General features: G+C 44.2%; 16 protein-coding genes. 12 read left to right on the forward strand and 4 right to left on the reverse strand.

Annotated elements, in window-relative coordinates:
* The first annotated feature begins 5 nt into the window (after positions 1-5).
* Positions 6-1,649, forward strand: a complete 1,644-nt coding sequence (gene panP, locus PL85_RS10340) for a pyridoxal-dependent aspartate 1-decarboxylase PanP (protein WP_115339696.1) — start codon at positions 6-8, stop codon at positions 1,647-1,649.
* Positions 1,650-1,960: 311 nt separating this feature from the next.
* Positions 1,961-2,815, forward strand: a complete 855-nt coding sequence (locus PL85_RS10345) for a MurR/RpiR family transcriptional regulator (protein WP_010320194.1) — start codon at positions 1,961-1,963, stop codon at positions 2,813-2,815.
* 56 nt (positions 2,816-2,871) lie between these two features.
* Here PL85_RS10345 and PL85_RS10350 read toward each other — a convergent pair whose 3' ends face one another.
* Positions 2,872-4,113, reverse strand: a complete 1,242-nt coding sequence (locus PL85_RS10350) for an iron-containing alcohol dehydrogenase (RefSeq protein WP_115339695.1) — start codon at positions 4,111-4,113, stop codon at positions 2,872-2,874.
* 294 nt (positions 4,114-4,407) lie between these two features.
* Between PL85_RS10350 and PL85_RS10355 the strand changes: the two genes are divergently transcribed.
* From PL85_RS10355 to PL85_RS10365, 3 genes are all read left to right on the forward strand, one after another.
* Entirely contained in the window at positions 4,408-4,674 is a 267-nt protein-coding gene (locus PL85_RS10355; RefSeq protein ID WP_010320195.1) for a GrxA family glutaredoxin, read from the forward strand.
* A gap of 183 nt (positions 4,675-4,857) precedes the next feature.
* A complete protein-coding gene (locus PL85_RS10360; RefSeq protein ID WP_013857120.1) occupies positions 4,858-6,540 on the forward strand; it encodes an aspartate:alanine antiporter in 1,683 nt (560 codons plus the stop codon).
* A gap of 301 nt (positions 6,541-6,841) precedes the next feature.
* Positions 6,842-7,945 carry a phosphoribosylaminoimidazolesuccinocarboxamide synthase gene (locus tag PL85_RS10365; RefSeq protein WP_115339694.1) on the forward strand — a complete coding sequence of 368 codons (1,104 nt, stop codon included), beginning with the start codon at positions 6,842-6,844 and terminating at the stop codon, positions 7,943-7,945.
* Positions 7,946-7,995: 50 nt separating this feature from the next.
* Here PL85_RS10365 and PL85_RS10370 read toward each other — a convergent pair whose 3' ends face one another.
* Complete coding sequence (locus tag PL85_RS10370; protein WP_174223826.1) at positions 7,996-8,373, reverse strand: transporter; 378 nt, start codon at positions 8,371-8,373, stop codon at positions 7,996-7,998.
* 438 nt (positions 8,374-8,811) lie between these two features.
* On the opposite strand from PL85_RS10370, the gene PL85_RS10375 reads away from it, so the two are divergent.
* The 3 genes from PL85_RS10375 (at position 8,812) to PL85_RS10385 (ending at position 11,607) form a co-directional block, all read left to right on the forward strand.
* Positions 8,812-10,500: an NAD-dependent malic enzyme gene (locus PL85_RS10375; protein WP_017044631.1), complete on the forward strand. Its 1,689-nt coding sequence runs from the start codon at positions 8,812-8,814 to the stop codon at positions 10,498-10,500.
* Positions 10,501-10,561: 61 nt separating this feature from the next.
* Entirely contained in the window at positions 10,562-10,885 is a 324-nt protein-coding gene (locus tag PL85_RS10380; protein ID WP_013857125.1) for a DUF3392 domain-containing protein, read from the forward strand.
* A complete protein-coding gene (locus PL85_RS10385) occupies positions 10,858-11,607 on the forward strand; it encodes a SanA/YdcF family protein (RefSeq protein WP_174223849.1) in 750 nt (249 codons plus the stop codon). Before PL85_RS10380 ends, PL85_RS10385 begins: the two co-directional genes overlap by 28 nt.
* Positions 11,608-11,662: 55 nt before the next feature.
* Here PL85_RS10385 and PL85_RS10390 read toward each other — a convergent pair whose 3' ends face one another.
* On the reverse strand, positions 11,663-12,901 hold the full coding sequence (locus PL85_RS10390; RefSeq protein WP_081265477.1) for a cysteine desulfurase-like protein: 1,239 nt from the start codon (positions 12,899-12,901) through the stop codon (positions 11,663-11,665).
* Positions 12,876-13,532 carry a 2OG-Fe dioxygenase family protein gene (locus PL85_RS10395; protein WP_174223825.1) on the reverse strand — a complete coding sequence of 219 codons (657 nt, stop codon included), beginning with the start codon at positions 13,530-13,532 and terminating at the stop codon, positions 12,876-12,878. Before PL85_RS10395 ends, PL85_RS10390 begins: the two co-directional genes overlap by 26 nt.
* 520 nt (positions 13,533-14,052) lie before the next feature.
* Between PL85_RS10395 and PL85_RS10400 the strand changes: the two genes are divergently transcribed.
* The 4 genes from PL85_RS10400 to cydC all read left to right on the forward strand — a co-directional run bounded on the left by PL85_RS10400 (position 14,053) and on the right by cydC (position 20,815).
* The gene (locus PL85_RS10400; protein ID WP_094164231.1) at positions 14,053-16,083 is read left to right on the forward strand and encodes a GGDEF domain-containing protein; all 2,031 of its coding nucleotides are present in this window, start codon (positions 14,053-14,055) and stop codon (positions 16,081-16,083) included.
* A gap of 133 nt (positions 16,084-16,216) precedes the next feature.
* Complete coding sequence (trxB, locus tag PL85_RS10405) at positions 16,217-17,176, forward strand: thioredoxin-disulfide reductase (RefSeq protein WP_115339691.1); 960 nt, start codon at positions 16,217-16,219, stop codon at positions 17,174-17,176.
* A gap of 137 nt (positions 17,177-17,313) precedes the next feature.
* Positions 17,314-19,101: a heme ABC transporter permease/ATP-binding protein CydD gene (gene cydD, locus PL85_RS10410; protein ID WP_088732223.1), complete on the forward strand. Its 1,788-nt coding sequence runs from the start codon at positions 17,314-17,316 to the stop codon at positions 19,099-19,101.
* Positions 19,094-20,815, forward strand: a complete 1,722-nt coding sequence (gene cydC, locus PL85_RS10415) for a heme ABC transporter ATP-binding protein/permease CydC (protein WP_115339690.1) — start codon at positions 19,094-19,096, stop codon at positions 20,813-20,815. Before cydD ends, cydC begins: the two co-directional genes overlap by 8 nt.
* The last annotated feature ends 36 nt before the right edge of the window (positions 20,816-20,851 follow it).

The following is a 20,851-nucleotide window of genomic DNA, read 5'->3' on the forward strand; positions in this document are numbered from 1 at the left end:
GCTGTATGGTATCAGAACAAAAAACTGCAAATGTGAGTTTCGAGAGCTTGTTACGGATCTTCACTGTGCCCGAAGGCCCCGATTCAACACTGACAAAAATAGACCAAGAGCTATCGCGCAATTTGAACCTCTTCTTGCGTGAACATATTGTCGCTGAAGAAAAACCACTCAAAGAGATCGAAAAAGATTTCTCTAATCCGCAAATTCCAGAGTCACCGGAGTTCGTTTCAGAACATACTCAGCATTTGTTGGATAATTTAGTCGCTCATTCAGTGCATACCTCGGCTCCTAGCTTTATTGGTCATATGACATCTGCACTGCCATATTTCTTGATGCCGTTATCAAAGATCATGATTGCGCTGAATCAAAACTTAGTCAAAATTGAAACGTCAAAAGCGTTTACACCGCTAGAACGGCAGGTTTTGGGTATGTTGCATCGTTTGATCTATCAAAAAAACGACGCTTTTTACAGCCAATGGATGCATAGCGCTAATCATTCGCTCGGTGCATTTTGCTCTGGCGGAACGATTGCCAATATCACGGCATTGTGGGTGGCTCGTAATAATGCTTTGAAAGCCGATGGTGATTTCCAAGGCGTCGAAAAAGAAGGGCTGTTTAAAGCCATGCGTCATTATGGTTACCACGGGTTAGCCATTTTAGTGTCTGATCGTGGCCATTACTCTTTAAAGAAAGCCGCTGACGTATTGGGTATCGGCCAAGAAGGCTTGGTTTGTGTAAAAACCGACAATAACAACCGCTTATGCCCACAAGATTTGAAAGCCAAAATGGCACACCTAAAAAGCCAGAAAATTAAACCTTTTGCGGTTGTTGGCGTCGCCGGAACGACAGAAACGGGCAACATTGATCCCTTAAGAGATATCGCCAATATTTGCCAGCAAGAAGGTTGTCATTTTCACGTAGACGCCGCTTGGGGCGGTGCAACATTAATGTCGAATAATCACCGACACTTACTCAATGGTATTGAGTTGGCTGACTCCGTCACGATTGATGCACATAAACAGCTCTACATCCCTATGGGTGCAGGCATGGTACTATTCAAAAAGCCTGATGCTATGCATTCAATTGAGCACCATGCGCAGTATATTTTGCGGAAAGGTTCAAAAGATCTAGGCAGCCATACGTTAGAAGGTTCTCGTTCAGGTATGGCCATGTTGGTGTACGCTAGCATGCACATAATTAGTCGCCCTGGCTACGAATTATTGATTGACCAAAGCCTAGCTAAAGCTCGCTATTTCGCCGATCTAATTAAAGAACAAGACGATTTTGAGCTGATTTCTGAACCCGAACTGTGTCTTTTAACCTATCGTTATATTCCTGCTTTTGTTCGCCAAGCACTGCAACAAGCCTTGCCCAATCAAAAAGCAGAACTGAACGAGTTGCTGAATGAAATCACCCAGTTTGTGCAGAAAAAACAAAGGGAAACGGGGCGTTCATTTGTCTCTCGAACCCGTTTAAACCCAGAACGCTGGGACAAGCTTGATACCATCGTATTCCGCGTGGTACTAGCCAACCCGCTAACGACACATGCTATCTTGCATTCGATATTAGATGAGCAACGACATATTGCCACGCTAGCCCCTAATTTGATGGCCAAAATTGAGCGGCTTGCTCAAAAAATCATCAACTAGAATCCCTATAAGTTACAGCGAATTGAAAATTTATTTCTTTTTGCTGTAACTAATACATCATTAATGAGCTAGAAATTTCCATTAATCATCGATTTAAATCTAAATTCTGTAGTTTTCATGAAATTTTGTTTGAGGCTTGTCATGTTCTCATCAATTGTTAACTTGAATTGTTACGGAAATCTACATCCTAGGTTTATACTCATTGCATGGCGTTGGTTTAACTTACCTTTTTGGAAATGTGTTATTTCCAATCCCCCCAAAGGGCGACCGGGTAAAACCAACGAGTTGTTCTCTTCGCCCGCGTGAACACTATGAATACATTAGAAAAAATTCAAAAAAATCTGGAAAACTTTAGCAAGTCGGAACGTAAAGTCGCCGAAGTAATTATGGCTTCGCCCCAAACCGCGATTCACTCAAGTATTGCGACGCTCGCCAAAATGGCCGATGTCAGTGAACCAACGGTAAACCGCTTTTGTCGACGACTCGACACCAAAGGCTTTCCCGACTTTAAGCTTCATTTAGCGCAAAGCCTTGCTAACGGAACTCCGTATGTAAACCGAAATGTTGAAGAAGATGATGGCCCAGACGCCTACACCCATAAGATTTTCGAATCGACTATGGCGTGTTTGGATGTGGCTAAAAACAGCTTGGATCCAATGCAAATTAACCGTGCAGTTGACTTACTCACACAAGCAAAACGGATCTCTTTCTTCGGCTTAGGAGCCTCTTCTGCTGTAGCAAAAGATGCCCAAAACAAATTTATTCGCTTTAACATTCCGATCACTTGTTTTGAAGATATCGTGATGCAACGCATGAGTTGTATCAACTGTACCGATAATGACGTAATTGTTTTGATTTCGCATACAGGTCGTACTAAAAGCCAAGTGGAAATCGCCAATCTTGCGCGCGAAAATGGTGCGACTGTCATTGCGATTACGGCAAAAGATTCACCGCTGGACAAAGCAAGCTCTTTGTCGATCTCTCTTGACGTACCTGAAGATACTGACGTCTATATGCCCATGGCAAGCCGTGTGGTGCAAATGACGGTAATTGATGTACTGGCTACTGGGTTCACCCTGCGCCGTGGCTCTGGTTTTCGTGAAAATCTTAAACGCGTCAAGGATGTACTAAAAGACTCGCGCTACGATAAGCTGTCACAGTTCTAAGATAATCGCGATCCTAAAATAATCGTTAGAACGGAGCTCAATTGCTCCGTTTTTTATCAACTTTGCTTACTACTTTCAGGCGCGACGGGATCATGCCTAACTTCTACCTGATTGGATGAATTCGGTTGCCACTCCTCACACTCACCTTGGCACTCGCAAACTTGATTTAATATATGGATTAACCTTTCTTGTGTTAAAGGCAAAGGGTTACCTTTAATCGCGACCGACTTTAAAGCATCTAACGCCACGCGCTCAAACGACGTATTGCACACACCAAACTGGTTGAGTTTAGGCAGTTGCAACTTATCTAACATCATTTTCACCCACAGCACGCCATCTTCAACGTGAACATTTGTTCTGCCAGTCACGATTTGAGCGATTTTTTTATAACGTATAAGTACATCATTTCGCCCTGCTTTTTGCGCTGCTCGAATGTTTTCTCGCATAACATGAGGGGCCAAACGCGCCGTGATCACGCTGTGTGGAGCATCAAGTTTCCCTCCCAATGCCGATGCCAAGCCATGTGCCGCGCCAAGTTTTGCATTGGTAATCGCCATTCCTCCAAGCATTGCTGCAAAAGAGAGATCCGCTCGCGCTTTATGATCATCTTTTCGGCACGCTGGCAATATAGAACGACTGAGTTTGCGCAGCCCCTCTTCACACACCATATCGGTGAGTGGATTGGGTTCACCACACACATAGGCTTCCATTAAATGCGTAAAAGCATCCATTGCGCCTCTGCCAGATGTGTAACTGTCGGTACCATAGGTCAACGTGGGGTCAACAATCGCAACATCTGCCAGCATATCTGGGCTGCGCAAGCTTACTTTTACTTTGTCTTGTCCCGATTTCAAGACGGCATTACGCGTGACTTCGGATCCCGTACTGGCGGTGGTTGGAATAGCAATAAATGGCAGCGGTTTTGTCTTTAACGGCACATTTCGGCCAACCACTTCCACATAATCATAAACGTTACCTTGGTTAGGAATGATTGCCGCGAGTGCCTTGCCCATATCAATCACACTACCGCCACCAATAGCAACGACCATGTCCGGTTGAAAACGTCGGCCTAAAATGGCCGTTTCCTCCACCATGGTAATATTAGGTTCACCAACAATAGCTACATGCTGATAGCGCATATTCTGCATTTTCAGGTATTGAACAATAGGGGAAGCTCGTTGTTGTTCTTTTCCCGAAACCAGCAGTACGCTATAACCATATTGGTTAAGAACAGAAAGTGAATTCAATAACGCTCCTTCTCCAAAAATGATCCGCGTCGCCGTCATAAATTGGAACATGAATAACTCCCTTTTCTCTCATCTAGATTAGCTCTGTTTAGAGTGCACCTATCGTTAAAAAAATTTTTTGATGCAGTGCAATGTGGAGCAAATAACCACATAAAAAACACAAGTTTATGCGGCATGTCACAGCCAAGCCATTGTTGAACTATTCCCAACACCATCGAGAGGTAAGCTTGCTTTGATTATGAAATAAACAATAGCTTTTACCTATTGAAGCAACTGGTGATTGCCACTTTATTTCCGACCTTGAATCGGGCATAGTTGCACGCAACAAGAATTAAGGAGAAAGTTATGTTCGTTGTTATTTTTGGCCGCCCGGGTTGCCCTTACTGTGTTCGCGCAAAAGAACACGCTGAAACATTGAAATTAAAACGCGATGATTTTAACTACCGTTATGTTGATATTCACGCTGAAGGTATCAGCAAAGCTGATCTAGAAAAGACCGTGGGTAAACCAGTTGAGACTGTTCCACAAATCTTTATCGATCAAGAGCACATCGGTGGCTGCACTGATTTTGAAGCTTATGCGAAAGAGCATTTAGGCTTATTCGACGAATAATGCCAAGAAATATAAAAACCCGCTAATAATCAGCGGGTTTTTGCCCTGTACAGTTAGATAGTCCTTTCTCAAATTAAGTCAGTGAAATGTCAATTGTCACAAATTTCACTTATCTTTTTGCAATATTAAGATACAATTCCCACACTTTACCTACCCCACTTGGCACACATAACGAGTTGAGCCGTGAATATCGACGTCGTACTTTTGCTTGATCAGAACCCTATTCTTCTTATTTTTGTTGTCTTAGCGATTGGCCTTGGTTTTGGCAAAATTCGTTTTGGTAGCTTACAACTGGGCAACTCTATTGGGGTGTTAATTACATCACTCATCATGGGGCACCTTGGTTTTTCCTTCAATGCTGAAGCCTTAACCATAGGTTTCATGCTGTTCATCTATTGTGTCGGCATTGAAGCTGGCCCTAACTTTTTTGGCATATTTTTCCGTGATGGAAAACACTATCTCATCTTAAGTTTAGTGGTGCTTATTACCGCCACTTGGATTACCTATTTTGGCAGTTATTATCTAGGCCTCGATTTTGGCTTAGCTGCTGGTATGATGGCAGGCGCATTAACCTCCACCCCCGTATTAGTAGGCGCACAAGATGCGTTAAACTCCGGGCTAGCCACCATTCCAAGAAATATGGATTTATCCCTTATTTTGGATAACGTTTCGGTCGGTTATGCGATGGCTTATTTAATTGGTCTTATCAGCATGATCATGTTTGCTAAATTGCTGCCTAAGTTGCAAAAACAAAACCTCTCAGATTCTGCTCAGCAGATTGCTCAAGAACGTGGGCTTGGGGGGAGTGGTCAGCGCAAAGTCTATTTACCTATCATCCGTGCCTATCGGGTCGGCCAAGAGCTGATCAACTGGATTGATGGACGTAATTTACGTGAGCTTGGTATTTATCGCCAGACTGGTTGCTATATTGAGCGTATCCGACGTAATGGTATTCTTGCCCATCCTGACGGTGATGCCATCTTGCAAGAAGGGGACGAAATTGCATTGGTCGGCTTCCCTGACAGTCATGCAAGGCTAGACCCTAGCTTTCGAAATGGTAAAGAGGTGTTTGATCGCAACCTACTGGATTTACGCATTTCTGAAGAGGAAATCGTCGTAAAAAGTGACAGTATTGCCGGTAAACGCCTATCGGATCTCAATTTATCCGAATATGGTTGTTTTCTGAACCGAGTAATACGCGCACAAATTGAAATGCCGATGGACTTAGACATTGTGCTTGCCAAAGGCGATGTGCTGCAAGTTAGTGGTGAAAAAAGCCGTGTTCAAGGCTTGGCCGATAAAATCGGTTTCATCTCTATCCATAGCCAAATGGCCGATTTGCTCGCTTTTTGTAGCTTCTTTATTCTCGGCATTTTGTTTGGTTTGATCACCATGACCTTTGGACAAGTCTCCTTCGGTTTAGGCAACGCGGTTGGGCTACTGCTTTCTGGCATTATGCTTGGTTTTTTACGAGCCAACCACCCCACTTTCGGCTATGTACCGCAAGGGGCATTAAATATGGTGAAAGACCTAGGTTTGATGTTCTTTATGGTAGGCATTGGCTTAAGTGCTGGCGGAAAAATGTTCCAGCACCTCTCAGAGGTGGGCGTACAAGTGATCGGCCTTGCATTTTTAGTCAGCGTGGTGCCAGTCGTCTTTGCCTATTTGGTTGGTGCGTACATTTTGAAAATGAACCGCGCGCTTCTATTTGGTGCGATTATCGGTGCACGAACCTGCGCACCAGCGATGGATATCGTTAACGACTACGCAAAATCGACCATTCCCGCATTGGGTTATGCTGGCACCTACGCTATCGCCAATATACTGATGACACTGACAGGAACTATTTTAATTTTACTCAGCTAAACCTAATAATCCTCAGTGCTACTCGCCAAAGTCACATGTGTGGCTTTTGGCGAGCCATCGCCCCTCTAATTACTTCGCTTTTATCTCAATGTTTTCCGCTTTATCGACTCAGAACTGCATCTTTTCTCCTGAATTCAACTCACCACTGCTTAATTTTTCAAACAAAAGGCAATCGTTTGCTTTTTATCTGGCAGCAGAAAATAGTTCTGGTATGATGCGCACAGTTTATCGATATCCTTACTAGCGTTGAGCTAAGCGATATCTTCTCTGTATGACGTTTGAAAAAGATAGGAATGTCTAAATGAGCCTTGCTGATCAAATCCTTGCCGTCAATGACGACCTCCCAATTCGCACCCACCAACCTGTTCATAGCGGCAAAGTTCGCTCTGTTTATTGGCTAACTCCAGAAGATAGCCAGCGTTTGATCAAAGAAAAAGGTTACAACATTGCTCCTGATGCACCTTTAGCCATTATGGTAATCAGTGACCGTATTTCCGCTTTTGATTGTATCTGGCATGCCGAAGGTGGCATCAAAGGTGTACCAGGTAAGGGCGCGGCATTAAACGCGATTTCAAACCACTGGTTTAAGCTATTTCAAGAGAGCGGGTTAGCCGATAGCCATATTTTAGATATTCCCCATCCTTTTGTATGGATTGTGCAAAAAGCCAAGCCAATCAAAATTGAAGCGATTTGTCGCCAGTATATTACTGGTTCAATGTGGCGTGCTTACGAAAAAGGTGAACGAGATTTTTGTGGTATTCAATTACCAGAAAGCTTGCAGAAAGATAAAAAACTGCCCGAACTGCTCATTACACCATCAACCAAAGGCATCTTAAAAGGCATTCCCGGCGTTCCAGAAGCCGATGATGTCAATATCTCACGTCATAATATTGAAGAGAATTTTGCCGCTTTTAACTTCAGTCGTGTCGAAGATATTGCCTTGTACGAAAAGCTATTAAAAGAAGGCTTCGGCGTCATTAGCCATGCACTCTGCCAAGTAGAGCAAATTTTCGTCGATACCAAGTTTGAGTTTGGTTATGTCACCGATGCCAACGGCGTTGAGAAACTCATTTATATGGATGAAGTGGGTACGCCGGACTCTTCTCGCATCTGGGACAGCGCTGCCTATCAGCAAGGACGTATTGTGGAAAATTCGAAAGAGGGTTTTCGTCAATTCTTGCTCAACTACTTCCCTGACCCAGATATTTTACTCAACAAAGAACGGATGGTTGAGCGAGAAGCGCTTGCACGTGATAATGCGCTGCCTTTGGCTGCATTAATGGATATTTCCAACACCTATCTTGCGATTGCAGAGAAAATTGTTGGCCAACCGATCGTATTAAGCCAAAACCCAAAGCAAGAGATCATTACGATCCTGCGTTCTCAATATGGCTTGATTGACTAGCACTCAACAATAACGGGGCATTAAATATGCCCCGTTATCTGTTTATACCCTTACAGGGTGATAAGAAATTCATCTGGTTTTGTATTTTTTATCAAAGATTGGCTTTTATTTTGAATCAATTGGATCTGTTCAGAATCCAACGCATACGGCATTACTAATTTTAGCTCTTCAATCCCCTCTAATTTCGCCAATCTCACCAGTGAAATTAAATTCGCTTCATCACTACGGCGTGTTGATAACGACTTCAACGCCATTTCCCATAAGCGATCCTCTGGGCTTGATAATTCTTTAATGCTGTCTTTCCATACCGTACCAAAAATCGGTGCAAATGACGTCATGGCTTCGAGGAATGTCCATTTCTTCTTACATGACGCACCAAGAAATGTAGTGTAATCAAACACCACCCGTCTCCTTTCTTGTTTATTCATTTTGTCCCCCGACAAATTGGCAGCACACTGTACTCAATATCATCCATGATTGTTCATATAGCAATAGGATATAAAAAAACAGTCTTTTATGCCTTAAAACCGAATGGATTGGCTATATCAAAACCAGGTTTGTAACAAGGCATAAACAGACTTACTGACATATGTGTCTGATTGATTAATATTTCAAACCGTGAACAAAAAGTCGCTTTATCACTTAAAGTGATCATCGCTCAACACTACTTTTGAAATCTCTGCTTAGGGAGACCAATAGACAAAAATGTGTACATTGGCACCCTCAGCAATTAACACGGAGAATTCTACCGTTTTTATCGGCATTCTTCAGTATTCTGTGCCATGTGTCGCCGCTCGTCTATTTACAATCTCATGAGTAAACCGTTATCATTTTTGAGTTCCCTTCTACCCTAAAATAGGCCGACAATGAATAATGATAAACGCCCTCTTTATATTCCCTATGCGGGCCCCGCTCTACTCAGCACGCCTTTGCTCAATAAAGGCAGTGCATTTTGTGCTGAAGAGCGCAGTTCCTTCAACTTAGAAGGCCTGCTTCCTGAAACGACGGAAACGATACAAGAACAAGTTGTTCGCGCATACCAACAATACTGCAGCTTTGAAAGTGATATGGATAAGCATATCTATCTACGTAATATTCAAGATACCAACGAAACCTTATTCTATCGTTTAGTACAAAACCACATCACTGAGATGATGCCCATCATCTACACACCAACGGTGGGTGCCGCGTGTGAAAACTTTTCAAATATTTATCGTCGCGGCCGCGGTCTGTTTATTTCCTTTCCAAATCGAGATCGCATCGATGACTTACTCAATAATGCAGCGAACCATAACGTAAAAGTTATCGTAGTGACCGATGGTGAACGCATTCTCGGCTTGGGTGACCAAGGAATTGGCGGTATGGGTATTCCTATCGGCAAACTGGCACTTTATACCGCATGTGGTGGTATTAGCCCTGCTTATACTTTACCGGTCGTGCTCGATGTCGGAACCAATAACCCACAGCGCTTGGCTGACCCGATGTACATGGGCTGGCGTCACCCTCGGATTACCGGGGCCGAATATGATGCGTTTGTAGAAGAGTTCATCCAAGCGGTGCAACGTCGCTGGCCTGATGCATTGATCCAATTTGAAGATTTTGCACAAAAGAACGCAATGCCACTATTAGAGCGTTATAAAAACCGTATTTGTTGTTTTAACGATGACATTCAAGGCACTGCGGCGGTGACTGTAGGTTCGCTATTGGCCGCATGCAAAGCCGCGGGCAGTCAACTCTCCGAGCAGCGTATCGCTTTTCTTGGTGCGGGCTCTGCAGGCTGTGGTATTGCCGAAGCAATCATCGCGCAAATGGTATCAGAAGGTATTTCAGATGCTCAAGCTCGTTCTCAAGTCTATATGGTTGACCGCTGGGGTCTGCTGCAAGAAGGAATGCCTAACCTACTTGATTTCCAACAGCGCCTCGTGCAAAAAAACAAAGACACGCATGATTGGAATACAGAAGGTAATGGTTTCTCATTATTGGAAGTAATGAAAAATGGCAAGCCAACGGTGTTGGTTGGTGTTTCTGGGGCTCCGGGACTATTCAGTGAAGAGATTATCACAGAGATGCATAAACACTGCCCACGCCCGATTATTTTCCCACTATCGAACCCAACTAGCCGTGTTGAAGCGACGCCCAATGACATTATCCGTTGGACCAACGGTGAAGCACTCGTCGCCACAGGCAGCCCGTTTGCTCCCGTGTTGCATAACGGTAAAACCTACCCAATTGCGCAATGCAACAATAGCTATATTTTCCCTGGTATCGGCTTAGGCGTACTGGCGGTCAATGCTCGTCGAGTTACTGATGAGATGCTGATGGAATCAAGCCGTGCACTCGCCAACTGTTCGCCTCTGGCGCTTAATGGGCATGGTGCGTTACTTCCACCACTGGAAGCCATTCACTCCGTTTCCAAGAAAATTGCGTTTGCGGTAGCGAAAAAAGCAATTGAGCAAGGCGTTGCACTGGAGATCCCAGATGATGTGTTAGAAACCGCCATTGAGCAGCATTTTTGGCAGCCAGTATACCGTCGCTACAAACGCACTGCTTTCTAAGCTCCTACTCTGCTGCCCCTAAGCTTCGGCTGATGTTTAGGGGCTTTTTCTGTGAGTCAATATGATGAACTTTTTAGCGCCCGTAGGGCATTACTTATCACCGTATTTAACGGAGATATCAACCGCATTGATCGCTTGTTTGCTCGTGATGCTCGGTGGAGAGATTAACGCCGCGATGCGCAAGCTAATGCGCAACCAACACTTTGTCGTTCGCACATTTACGTTTATATTGATTAACGCTTTCGGCTACGGTTTGGTGATCATCAAAGCGAGCCCTTACCTTGCTCGGACACTTTCGCAGTTAGAATCAGGCATGATGTTTAGCATTATTATGCTCTGCTTTATAGCTATCGGGATCTGGGCACAAAGGAACCGTCAAATTTAGTGTTAAAATTTTCATCTTCAAATCACTCTCGCCCTGTTTGGAAAAAGCGGGTTCACACGCTGCTTCGCTACGTGTCTATACTGTTGTTCATTTCAAGCCTTTTTGTGCTTGGCATTGATCGCTGGGTCAGTTGGCAGGCCGAAAAACAAATCGTCACCGAGCAAAATCAAGTCGGTCAATTCCAAGTCGCTGTTGTACTTGGAACCAGTAAGTACTTGGGCAAGACGCTCAATGACTATTATACCCACCGAATTGAAGCCGCGATCGCTTTGTATGAACAAGGCAAGGTAAAAGGATTTTTACTCAGTGGTGATAATGCTCACCGTTCGTACAATGAACCGTGGACGATGAAACGCGATCTGCTGCGCGCAGGGATCCCGAGTGAACATATTTACTTAGATTATGCAGGGTTTCGTACTTTGGACTCCATTGTTCGCGCAAAACGTATCTTCGAAACCGACAATTTTTTGATCATTTCTCAACAATTTCATTGTGAGCGAGCACTCTTTATTGCCAACTACCATAACATTAATGCTCAGTGTTTAGCGGTTGCAGGGCCAACAACTCGTTCTGGTTTTAAAGTGAGGCTGCGTGAGGTCTTTGCTCGTACGAAAGCATTTTTAGATCTCTATATCACGAATACTCAACCTAAATTTTTAGGTCCCAAAGAGCCAATTGTGATCGAAGAGTTACCCTTAGAGCCAACCGAAGATGAAAGCTAAAAGAGGCACTACGCCCCAGAAACCTTTCCTTCGACAGATTTCCGGGCCACTTTGGTTACGCTAATGTGGATAAGACATCAAACAAAGCGTCAATTTCACTGCGCGTGTTGTAGTGCATAAAACCGATACGGACAACTCCACCGCTGTTTTCAAGATCTAACTGACGCACTAAACCAAGCGCATAGAAATGCCCATTCCACACACAAATATTATGCTCGCCCAATGTTTTGGCCACAAATTCTGGGTGGTGATTAGCTAAGCGAATGGCAAAGGTCGGTGTACGTAGCTCACTGTTAGCCTTGATCAGGCCATAGAGCTTAGCCGAACTCAATCCTTTAAGTTTATACAGAAAATACTCACTTAATTGGCGTTCATGCTGGTTGTATTGAATGAAACTATCGATCAAACGCTCTCTTAACGAGCCACTCACGTCTCCCCATTGCGCCAAATATTCCACTGCAGCAATCACGCCTGCCAAACCTTCAAAACTCTGCGTACCCGTTTCAAAACGTCCCGGACCAATATTGGTTGCAGGTTCAACTTTGTAGGGTTTAAGTGCATGTAACCACTGCGAAGCGATATAAGCGATACCAACGTGTGGACCAAAAAACTTATATGCCGAACAGGTTAAAAAATCACAGCCTAATTCTTGTACATCAATCAAATGGTGCGGAGCATAGTGAACGGCATCCACATACACCATCGCGCCGACTTGATGCGCCGTATCCACAATGCGTTTAACATCGACAATAGATCCTGTGGTATTCGAAGCATAAGTGACCGCTACCAGCTTTGTTTTAGGATTGAGCAATGACAGTAAGTGCTCAATATCCAAAGTACAATCTTGTTGGTTCACCTTTACCTGGTGCACTGTAACGTGCTTATCCTGCGCCGCTTGCTGCCAACTGGAGACATTGGAGTAATGGTCAAGCGCAGTAACAATCACTTCATCGCCCGCTTGCCAATCTCGGCTAATAGCTCGACTTAGCTGAAAAGTCAACGAGGTCATATTCGCGCCAAATACAATATTTCCTGATGACTCAGCGTTCAGAAGCGCTTGCACCGACTCACGAGCCTGCTGCATTAAATCAGTGGTGATTTGGCTTGAAAAATAGTGTCCGCCCAAATTAGAGTTAAAATGGCCCAGATATTCACTCATTTTGTCTATTACCGACTTAGGTACTTGCGAGCCACCTGGACCATCTAAGAAACTCACTGACTTACCATGATATTTTTGCGACAAAGCACTAAACTGCGTACGCACTTTTTCAGGAGTGAAGATCATTTCGGCCATCCTTAGCGGTTAACACAAAAACATCCATATGACCTTCTTGCCCATGCTCAATCGAGCGAATAGGACAAGCGTTATGCCATAACTTACTGTCCGCGAGCATCGCAATCTCACCATTTTCTAACACTTTCCGAAAGAAAGGGGCTTCATTGCAGTCTTGATAAAGCATAATTTCACCGCCGACGATGTTGTGGCGATTCACCCCCACCAACGCAATATGATCAAAACCATCTTGATGGACACCTTCTGGCGCGACTTGCGTCTCATCAAACACAGCAGCAATTCGGATCTGATGGATTTCAATCTCTTGCCCATTAGGCAGACCATTCGTACTCACAAACACCTCGCACACTTCTCTCATCCCCTCACTTTGTAACGTAGAGGGTAAAATAGGATCGAAATAACGCTTAATGTTGCCTTGAAAATGATTGATTTGATCGGTTTGCATAAAGTCATGCTTGTCCAACGCCTCGACTTTCCCTTTGCTAAATTGAACCACAGAGTAGCGCCGTAAACGATACTGACCATCAGCATGCTCCGTATGTGGTAATTGCGCAAAGGAGGGAGCAAGTTGTTGAATCGCTTTTTGACTTAATTGCGTAATCTGTAAAGTGTTTTCGTGTACAGCTAACATCACCAGCTCCTTAATTAAATGATTGGATACATTAAATTAACAATTAATTTACATTAAGGATACGCACTAATATTGCACATTCAAGTAAAAATGAATGTTATATCTGTATGTGACTAGCAATATAAAATTTAATACTTAAATAATCAAAAAAATAAGAATTAACATCCAATAGCGAGCATGACACATAGCGATTTTTAGACAAGCTCACTACTTCAAGATTAATAAGCTTTTAAAAACAATGAATTACCAACATTAGGATGATGTAGGAATGGTATGTAGACCATGGGCGGGTTTAAAGGAAATATCAGTAACTAATTTATCAGCTCGATTCGACTAAATTTAGCATGTATTAATCCATGAGCCATATAGCATCTCATTAACTCGAAATTAGCACCATTTAAGTAGTAAGCCATGCCAAAAATTAGACTAAAGTTAATACTAGATCATCAAACTAATTGATATATTTGACTATTAAGACTTAGTTGAAACATCGCTCAGCTGATAAGGAGATCCTCAACTCGTGAACTCTAGTATTAAAGTCACACTGTGGACTTTCATCGCATTAGGTTTCAGTGTAATCAATGCCTATGCGGCTATGGATCCTAAAGATAAATTTCTCCAAGCATTGGAGGGCATTGAGCAGATCACCTATTCACTACCGATCAAGGCAAAAGCACAAATTAGTGAACTAGAAGAAGACTACATCATATTGTCACAGCCTTCCGCTCTCGTTGTACGTTACTATTTGGCCAAAGCCACTGTATATGGGCTACTAGAGGAATATGATAGGAGCTTAGAAGCGGCACAATTAGGATTAAAGCGAACAGAACACACCAACGTTGAAACGCTCACTCTCAAACTAAGAGAGATTCAAGCTTTACGGCACCAAAAAGTCGACGTGTTGCCGAAACTTGACGCACTGTTAGTTGAAGCAGGAAACGATCACAATGCACAAATCGAATCAGAAGTATTACTAGCTAAAAGCCTCTATTACCAAGAGCAAGGCGAGTTTAAAAAATCGTACGCCGCAATAATGACCTCAATTGATACAGCAAAATCAATAGATAACAAAGAGTTAATGGAGAGAATATCTCACGGTCTAGGTCAAATACTGGTTCAGCTACAAGATTTTGATCGTTCACAGCTGTTACTTGAAAATTCCTACAGTTACTTCAAGCAGCGTAAAATGTCTTATAGCCAGTTGGTTAGCTTACTCGACATCTCTAAGTTGCAAGAGTCACGTAATCAAATCACGGCGGCGATCGAAACCTATAAAACCGCACTCAAGCTGGCACAAATACTGGGTGACGGGCGACATCGCTTTCGTATTAACATTGAACTTGCACGGCTTTATCGAGATACCAACAACCGTGATCAAATGCGCTTTTTCTTGAAAAAAGCGGAGGAACTGCAGTACCGAGAAAGCCAACCAGGCTACCTTGCCACTTTTCAGCTATTACAAACACAAGATCTATTGGAACAAAAACGCTACGGTGAAGTGATTGAATTTGTAGAACCACTCATTGCGCATATCAAACAAAGATCAAATCTACTTATTCAACAGATAGAGTTGTTAAAAGTGGCAGCACAGGCTTATGCTGGGCAAAATAACTACAAACAAGCCTATGAAACTTATGATTTTTATCATTTACGATCGCTCACACTTCGCAATGTTGAACAGATAGAGAACTTACAGAGACAACAAATGTTGTTTGATCTTGAGCGTCTACAATATGAAAATCAGGATCTAAACTGGAACAACGTACTTCAAAAGCTAGAGATTGAAAACCATCAGAAAACGTTTCATCTATTAGGTGAAATCGTCTTTTTCCTTGCTCTTGCATTAATCGGATTATTGGTCATATTTATCTGGGCCAACCGCTCTCGCATCAAAATGGGCATGCTTGCCAAAACGGACACCTTGACTGGCTTGTATAATCGACGCTACATGGAAGAACGATTTGCAAAACATCAATCCAAATCTTACCAAAATAGTAGCGAAGCGCTTATTAAACTCGCACAACGGATTTTGATGTGGCAACAGACTTGGTTCAAAGGTCAATCTTCACCTAAAAAAAACGCCGAACCATTCGACTCAGCGCAATTAGACGAACAAATCCAACATAATGAAGATGCAAAACCGATTAGCCTTATTTTGACCGATATTGATTATTTTAAAGTCATTAATGACACTTATGGTCACGCCTTCGGCGATCAAGTATTAGTGGAAATTGCCGCTATCTTTAAGTCATCGGTACGCTCTTCCGATGTTGTCGCTCGCTACGGTGGGGAAGAGTTTCTCATCTTACTACCCGACACTGACTTAAGCGTCGCTAGCGAAATTGCCGAAACCTTACGCCGAAAAATTGAAGACCACGATTTTGTAACCGAATCACGAGAATCGGTATCCGTCACTTCGAGTTTTGGCGTGTTGACCGCAACGAATACGGATTTAGACCTCCAAGCATTGTGTGAAGAAGTCGACCAACTGCTTTATGCAGCTAAAGCCAGCGGCCGAAATTGCTTAAAAACACGTTGGCTGACTTATTAGCCAAGTCCCATCATTGCTTAGTTTGGCTATATAACGATTATTTCTAAGCTAGCCCATGTAATCGCTTTAATTGACTCGAGATATTCCCTACAATCGTGTTAAATTTTCGAGCATTTTCGATACTGGAGTCCCCATGAGCAACGTGAAACATTGCAAACTTCTTATTCTTGGTTCAGGCCCGGCTGGTTATACGGCAGCCGTTTACGCAGCTCGCGCTAACCTTAATCCAGTTCTCGTTACCGGTATGCAGCAAGGTGGCCAGTTAACGACCACTACAGAAGTAGAAAACTGGCCAGGAGACGCCGAAGGCCTCACGGGCCCTGCTTTAATGGAGCGAATGAAAGAGCATGCCGAGCGCTTCGAAACCGAGATTGTGTTTGATCATATTAATGAAGTTGATTTTTCACAGCGACCATTCCGCCTTAAAGGCGATAGTGCAGAATATAGTTGCGATGCTCTGATCATTTCAACAGGTGCATCCGCACGTTACCTAGGTTTAGGTTCAGAAGAAGCCTTTAAAGGACGAGGAGTTTCCGCTTGTGCTACTTGCGATGGTTTTTTCTATCGTAACCAAAAAGTTGCAGTAGTGGGCGGCGGCAATACCGCGGTGGAAGAAGCGCTTTATCTATCTAATATTGCGGCACAAGTTCACCTCATCCACCGCCGTGATTCGTTCCGCGCAGAAAAAATACTGATTAACCGTCTGATGGATAAAGTCGCAAGCGGCAATATAGTGCTACACACTGACCGTACCTTAGAGGAAGTCTTAGGTGATGAGACTGGCGTGACGGGTGTTCGTATGAAACACACCCAATCAGAAGCGACAGAAGATCTGGACGTGATGGGCGTCTTTATCGCGATTGGTCACAAACCGAATACCGACATGTTTGCTGGTAAGCTAGAGATGAAAGAAGGCTATATCGTGGTCAGATCTGGCCTTGATGGTAATGCAACTCAAACTAGTATTGAAGGTGTGTTTGCTGCTGGTGATGTGATGGATCACAACTATCGCCAAGCGATCACTTCGGCAGGAACAGGTTGTATGGCCGCCTTAGATGCGGAACGTTACCTAGATAGCTTGAACGATAAGTAGGCATGAACGGCAAGTAAGCAAAAGGTTATTTTCCAGTTTTATAACAAAACCCTACAGCCCGGTGGTATATCCATCGGGCTTTATTTTGTATACTACCGCCCTTCCGTTTACATAATAATTCTCATTAAGCCTTCGAAATGGATAAGAAAAAGCAACGTAGCTTGAATAATTGGCTCAAACAGCAAAGTAAACTGGCAAAACGCTGGTTAATGATTGCTGTTGGCCTTGGCGTATTATCAAGTGTGTTTTTGCTGGCTCAGGCCGCACTCCTCGCCTCCATTCTGCATCAACTGATTATTGAACAAGTTGATAAAGCAGAGCTCATTCCCTATTTTCTTGGTTTGGTGGTGACGATTGCCGCACGTGCCGCGTGCGCATGGGGGCGTGAAATTGCGGGTTTTCGCTGCGGAGAGCAGATCCGCATTTATATCCGTCAGTTAATACTGGATAAAGTTCGCGAGTTGGGCCCTGCTTACATTAAAGGTAAACCTGCCGGTGCATGGGCAACATTACTGCTTGAACAAGTCGAAAACATGCAGGACTTTTTTGCGCGCTATTTACCGCAGATGTCATTATCTGTGTTGATCCCGTTTATGATTTTGATTGTGGTCTTTCCCGTCAACTGGGCGGCGGGTTTGATTTTCTTAATCACCGCACCCTTAGTGCCGCTGTTTATGGCCTTAGTCGGTATGAAAGCAGCCGATGCTAATCGTAAAAATTTCAAAGCTCTGCAGCGGTTATCTGGTCACTTTTATGATCGCCTGCAGTCGATGACTACAATACGCCTATTCAACCGCACACAAGCCGAAGCCGATCAGCTTAAAGGCGCTTCTGAAGTCTTTCGCACTCGCACAATGGATGTATTGAAAATCGCCTTTCTATCATCAGCAGTGTTAGAATTTTTCACCTCGATATCGATCGCCATCACCGCCGTTTACTTTGGTTTTAGCTTTATTGGCGAGTTGAATTTCGGCTACTACGGTACAGCCGTAACTCTATTTTCCGGCCTATTTATCTTGATCCTTGCGCCTGAGTTTTATCAACCATTACGTGATTTGGGCACCTTTTATCACGCCAAACAACAAGCTGTCGGCGCGGCTGAAAGCATTGTCGAGTTTTTGGAAACAGACATCAGCAAGGTGAAATCAGGATCTATCTCGCTCGACGGTGCACAGCAGATTGGCATTGTAGCGCAAGATCTCGAAGTGTTTAGTCCAGAAGGAAAACGCTTGGTCGGTCCAATTTCATTTACGTTAGATAACCATTCAACCACTGCGCTTGTCGGGCCAAGCGGTGCAGGTAAAACCAGCTTAGTAAACGCCATTTTAGGCTTCATGCCTTACCAAGGCAGTTTGAAAATCAATGGTATTGAACTGAGCGATCTTGAGCATACCAGCTGGCGTAAGCAGATCAGTTGGGTTGGGCAAAACCCACTATTGGTACACGGAACCATCATTGAGAATATCAGCCTCGGCAAGCATGACATGAGTGACGAAGCGCTTCATTCGGCTTTAGACAATGCCTATGCGGCTGAATTTGTCGACAAACATGGTTTGGATTACGCCATCACCGATCGATCCGGTGGATTATCTGTCGGACAAGCTCAGCGAATTGCACTTGCTCGCGCGCTGCTACAAAACGGCAATTTTTGGCTACTTGATGAACCAACCGCCAGCTTAGATGCCCGCAGCGAACAGTTAGTGATGCAAGGTTTGAACCGCCAAATTCAACACCACACCGCTTTAATCGTGACGCACCAATTAGCACCATTAAAATCGGTGCAACAGATTTTGGTGATGCAAAATGGGGCGATAGTTCAAACAGGCGATTACAACACACTCAGCCAGCAAAAGGGTCTGTTTTCAGATATGTTACAAGCTAATCAAGCGCTTGATGAAGCCAATAAGGGGAACCTTGATGCGTGATCTCATCCCTTACCTTAAATTGTATAAAAAGCACTGGTTTGGTTTATCTCTCGGCATGCTGCTGGCCTTTTTAACCCTGTTTGCCTCGATTGGCCTACTGACCTTATCCGGCTGGTTTTTATCCGCAGCGGCCATTGCTGGCTTAACCATTGCTCGTGAAACATTCAACTACATGCTACCGGGCGCGTTTGTACGTGGGTTTGCCATGGGACGCACTGCAGGACGTTGGGGTGAGCGTGTTGTCAGCCATAATGCTACATTCAAGCTGCTGACGGATCTGCGTATTTTCTTCTTCCAAAAACTCGCGCCACTGATCCCAGGTCGTGTGTCAAACCTCAGAGACGCTGATTTACTCAACCGTCTAGTGGCAGATATCGATGCTATGGATCACGTCTATTTACGCTTAATCAGCCCAGTAACCGTGGGTGTACTGGGCATTAGTGCGTTAACGGCATTCTTATGTTGGTTCGACCCTGCCATTGGCTTAACCCTTGGTGCAATTCTTCTGACGCTACTGCTCGTGTGGCCTGTCCTCTTTTATAAACTGGGTCAGCGTAATGGTGCCGAGCTCACCCAGCACAAGGCGGATTTGCGTATTGCAACGCTTGACTGGTTGCAAGGCTACAGTGAACTGACCCTGTTTGGTGCAGAAAACCGTTACCGTGAAGCGATTCTTAGAGCGCAGCAAAAATTGCTGGTCAATCAATTGGCTAACGCTCATTTTTCTGGCCTTGCACAAGCACTGCTCATGCTCGCTAATGGCTGGACGCTTGTGTTAGTGATCTGGCTTGCCGCCGATGGTGTGGCAGGTAATCAACCCGACCCGATGATTGCACTGGTGGCTTTTGCAACTATGGCAAGTTTTGAGCTGCTGATGCCGATTGCTGGTGCATTTCAACATTTAGGGCAAACACTCACTTCTGCTCGCCGCCTCAACGATATTATTCTGGCTGAGCCTGAAGTTCAATTTCCTACCGCTTTAACTCAGCACTCAGGTCAATTCGATATTGAATTTTCAGACGTAACCTTTCACTATCCTGACAGCAGCCAAGATGTGTTACGCGGTGTTAATCTCCATATTCCCGCAGGGCATCGCGTTGCGATAGTGGGGCAAACAGGCTCGGGCAAATCAACCTTAATGCAATTGCTGTCACGCTATTGGGATCCACAGCAAGGTAGCGTCTCTATTGCAGGTACCCACTTAACAGCGTGGAATGAGAACGAACTTCGCCAAACCATCAGTGTGGTTAGCCAACGTGTAGATGTACTCAATGGCACGCTGCGAGACAACCTCGCGATGGCCAATCCAAGCGCAAACGATCAACAGTTAGCTCACGCCTTAACGCAAGTCGGTTTACATACTCTATTGGACGATCTAGGTTTGGACGCATGGCTGGGTGACGGCGGCCGTCAGCTCTCTGGTGGAGAGAAACGCCGCATCGGTATCGCGCGCGCACTGCTGCATAACGGTTCCATTTTATTACTCGATGAACCCACGGAAGGCTTGGATAAACAAACAGAGCAGCAAATTCTGGCTCTATTTCAACAGCATTTTGCGCATAAAACGGTCCTCTTTATTACTCACCGCTTGGTCGAGTTAGAAACAATGGATGCTATTTGCCTGATTGAACAAGGTGAAATAGTGGAATACGGTAGCCACCAAACGTTATTGGCCAAACAAGGCCGCTATTTCCAACTACAGCAAACCTTGTAGCCATCGTTTGTCATTTGCTCGTTATGAGACTTATCT

Source organism: Vibrio anguillarum (genome assembly GCF_001989995.2).
Lineage (GTDB): Bacteria > Pseudomonadota > Gammaproteobacteria > Enterobacterales > Vibrionaceae > Vibrio > Vibrio anguillarum.

What these genes read in the sequence shown, in the direction of transcription:
- panP (WP_115339696.1), top strand. Translation starts at nt 6, where the DNA reads ATGGTATCAGAACAAAAAACTGCAAATGTGAGTTTCGAGAGCTTGTTA.
- PL85_RS10345 (WP_010320194.1), top strand. Translation starts at nt 1,961, where the DNA reads ATGAATACATTAGAAAAAATTCAAAAAAATCTGGAAAACTTTAGCAAG.
- PL85_RS10350 (WP_115339695.1), bottom strand. Translation starts at nt 4,113, where the DNA reads ATGTTCCAATTTATGACGGCGACGCGGATCATTTTTGGAGAAGGAGCG.
- PL85_RS10355 (WP_010320195.1), top strand. Translation starts at nt 4,408, where the DNA reads ATGTTCGTTGTTATTTTTGGCCGCCCGGGTTGCCCTTACTGTGTTCGC.
- PL85_RS10365 (WP_115339694.1), top strand. Translation starts at nt 6,842, where the DNA reads ATGAGCCTTGCTGATCAAATCCTTGCCGTCAATGACGACCTCCCAATT.
- PL85_RS10370 (WP_174223826.1), bottom strand. Translation starts at nt 8,373, where the DNA reads ATGAATAAACAAGAAAGGAGACGGGTGGTGTTTGATTACACTACATTT.
- PL85_RS10375 (WP_017044631.1), top strand. Translation starts at nt 8,812, where the DNA reads ATGAATAATGATAAACGCCCTCTTTATATTCCCTATGCGGGCCCCGCT.
- PL85_RS10380 (WP_013857125.1), top strand. Translation starts at nt 10,562, where the DNA reads ATGATGAACTTTTTAGCGCCCGTAGGGCATTACTTATCACCGTATTTA.
- PL85_RS10390 (WP_081265477.1), bottom strand. Translation starts at nt 12,901, where the DNA reads ATGGCCGAAATGATCTTCACTCCTGAAAAAGTGCGTACGCAGTTTAGT.
- PL85_RS10395 (WP_174223825.1), bottom strand. Translation starts at nt 13,532, where the DNA reads ATGTTAGCTGTACACGAAAACACTTTACAGATTACGCAATTAAGTCAA.
- trxB (WP_115339691.1), top strand. Translation starts at nt 16,217, where the DNA reads ATGAGCAACGTGAAACATTGCAAACTTCTTATTCTTGGTTCAGGCCCG.
- cydD (WP_088732223.1), top strand. Translation starts at nt 17,314, where the DNA reads ATGGATAAGAAAAAGCAACGTAGCTTGAATAATTGGCTCAAACAGCAA.
- cydC (WP_115339690.1), top strand. Translation starts at nt 19,094, where the DNA reads ATGCGTGATCTCATCCCTTACCTTAAATTGTATAAAAAGCACTGGTTT.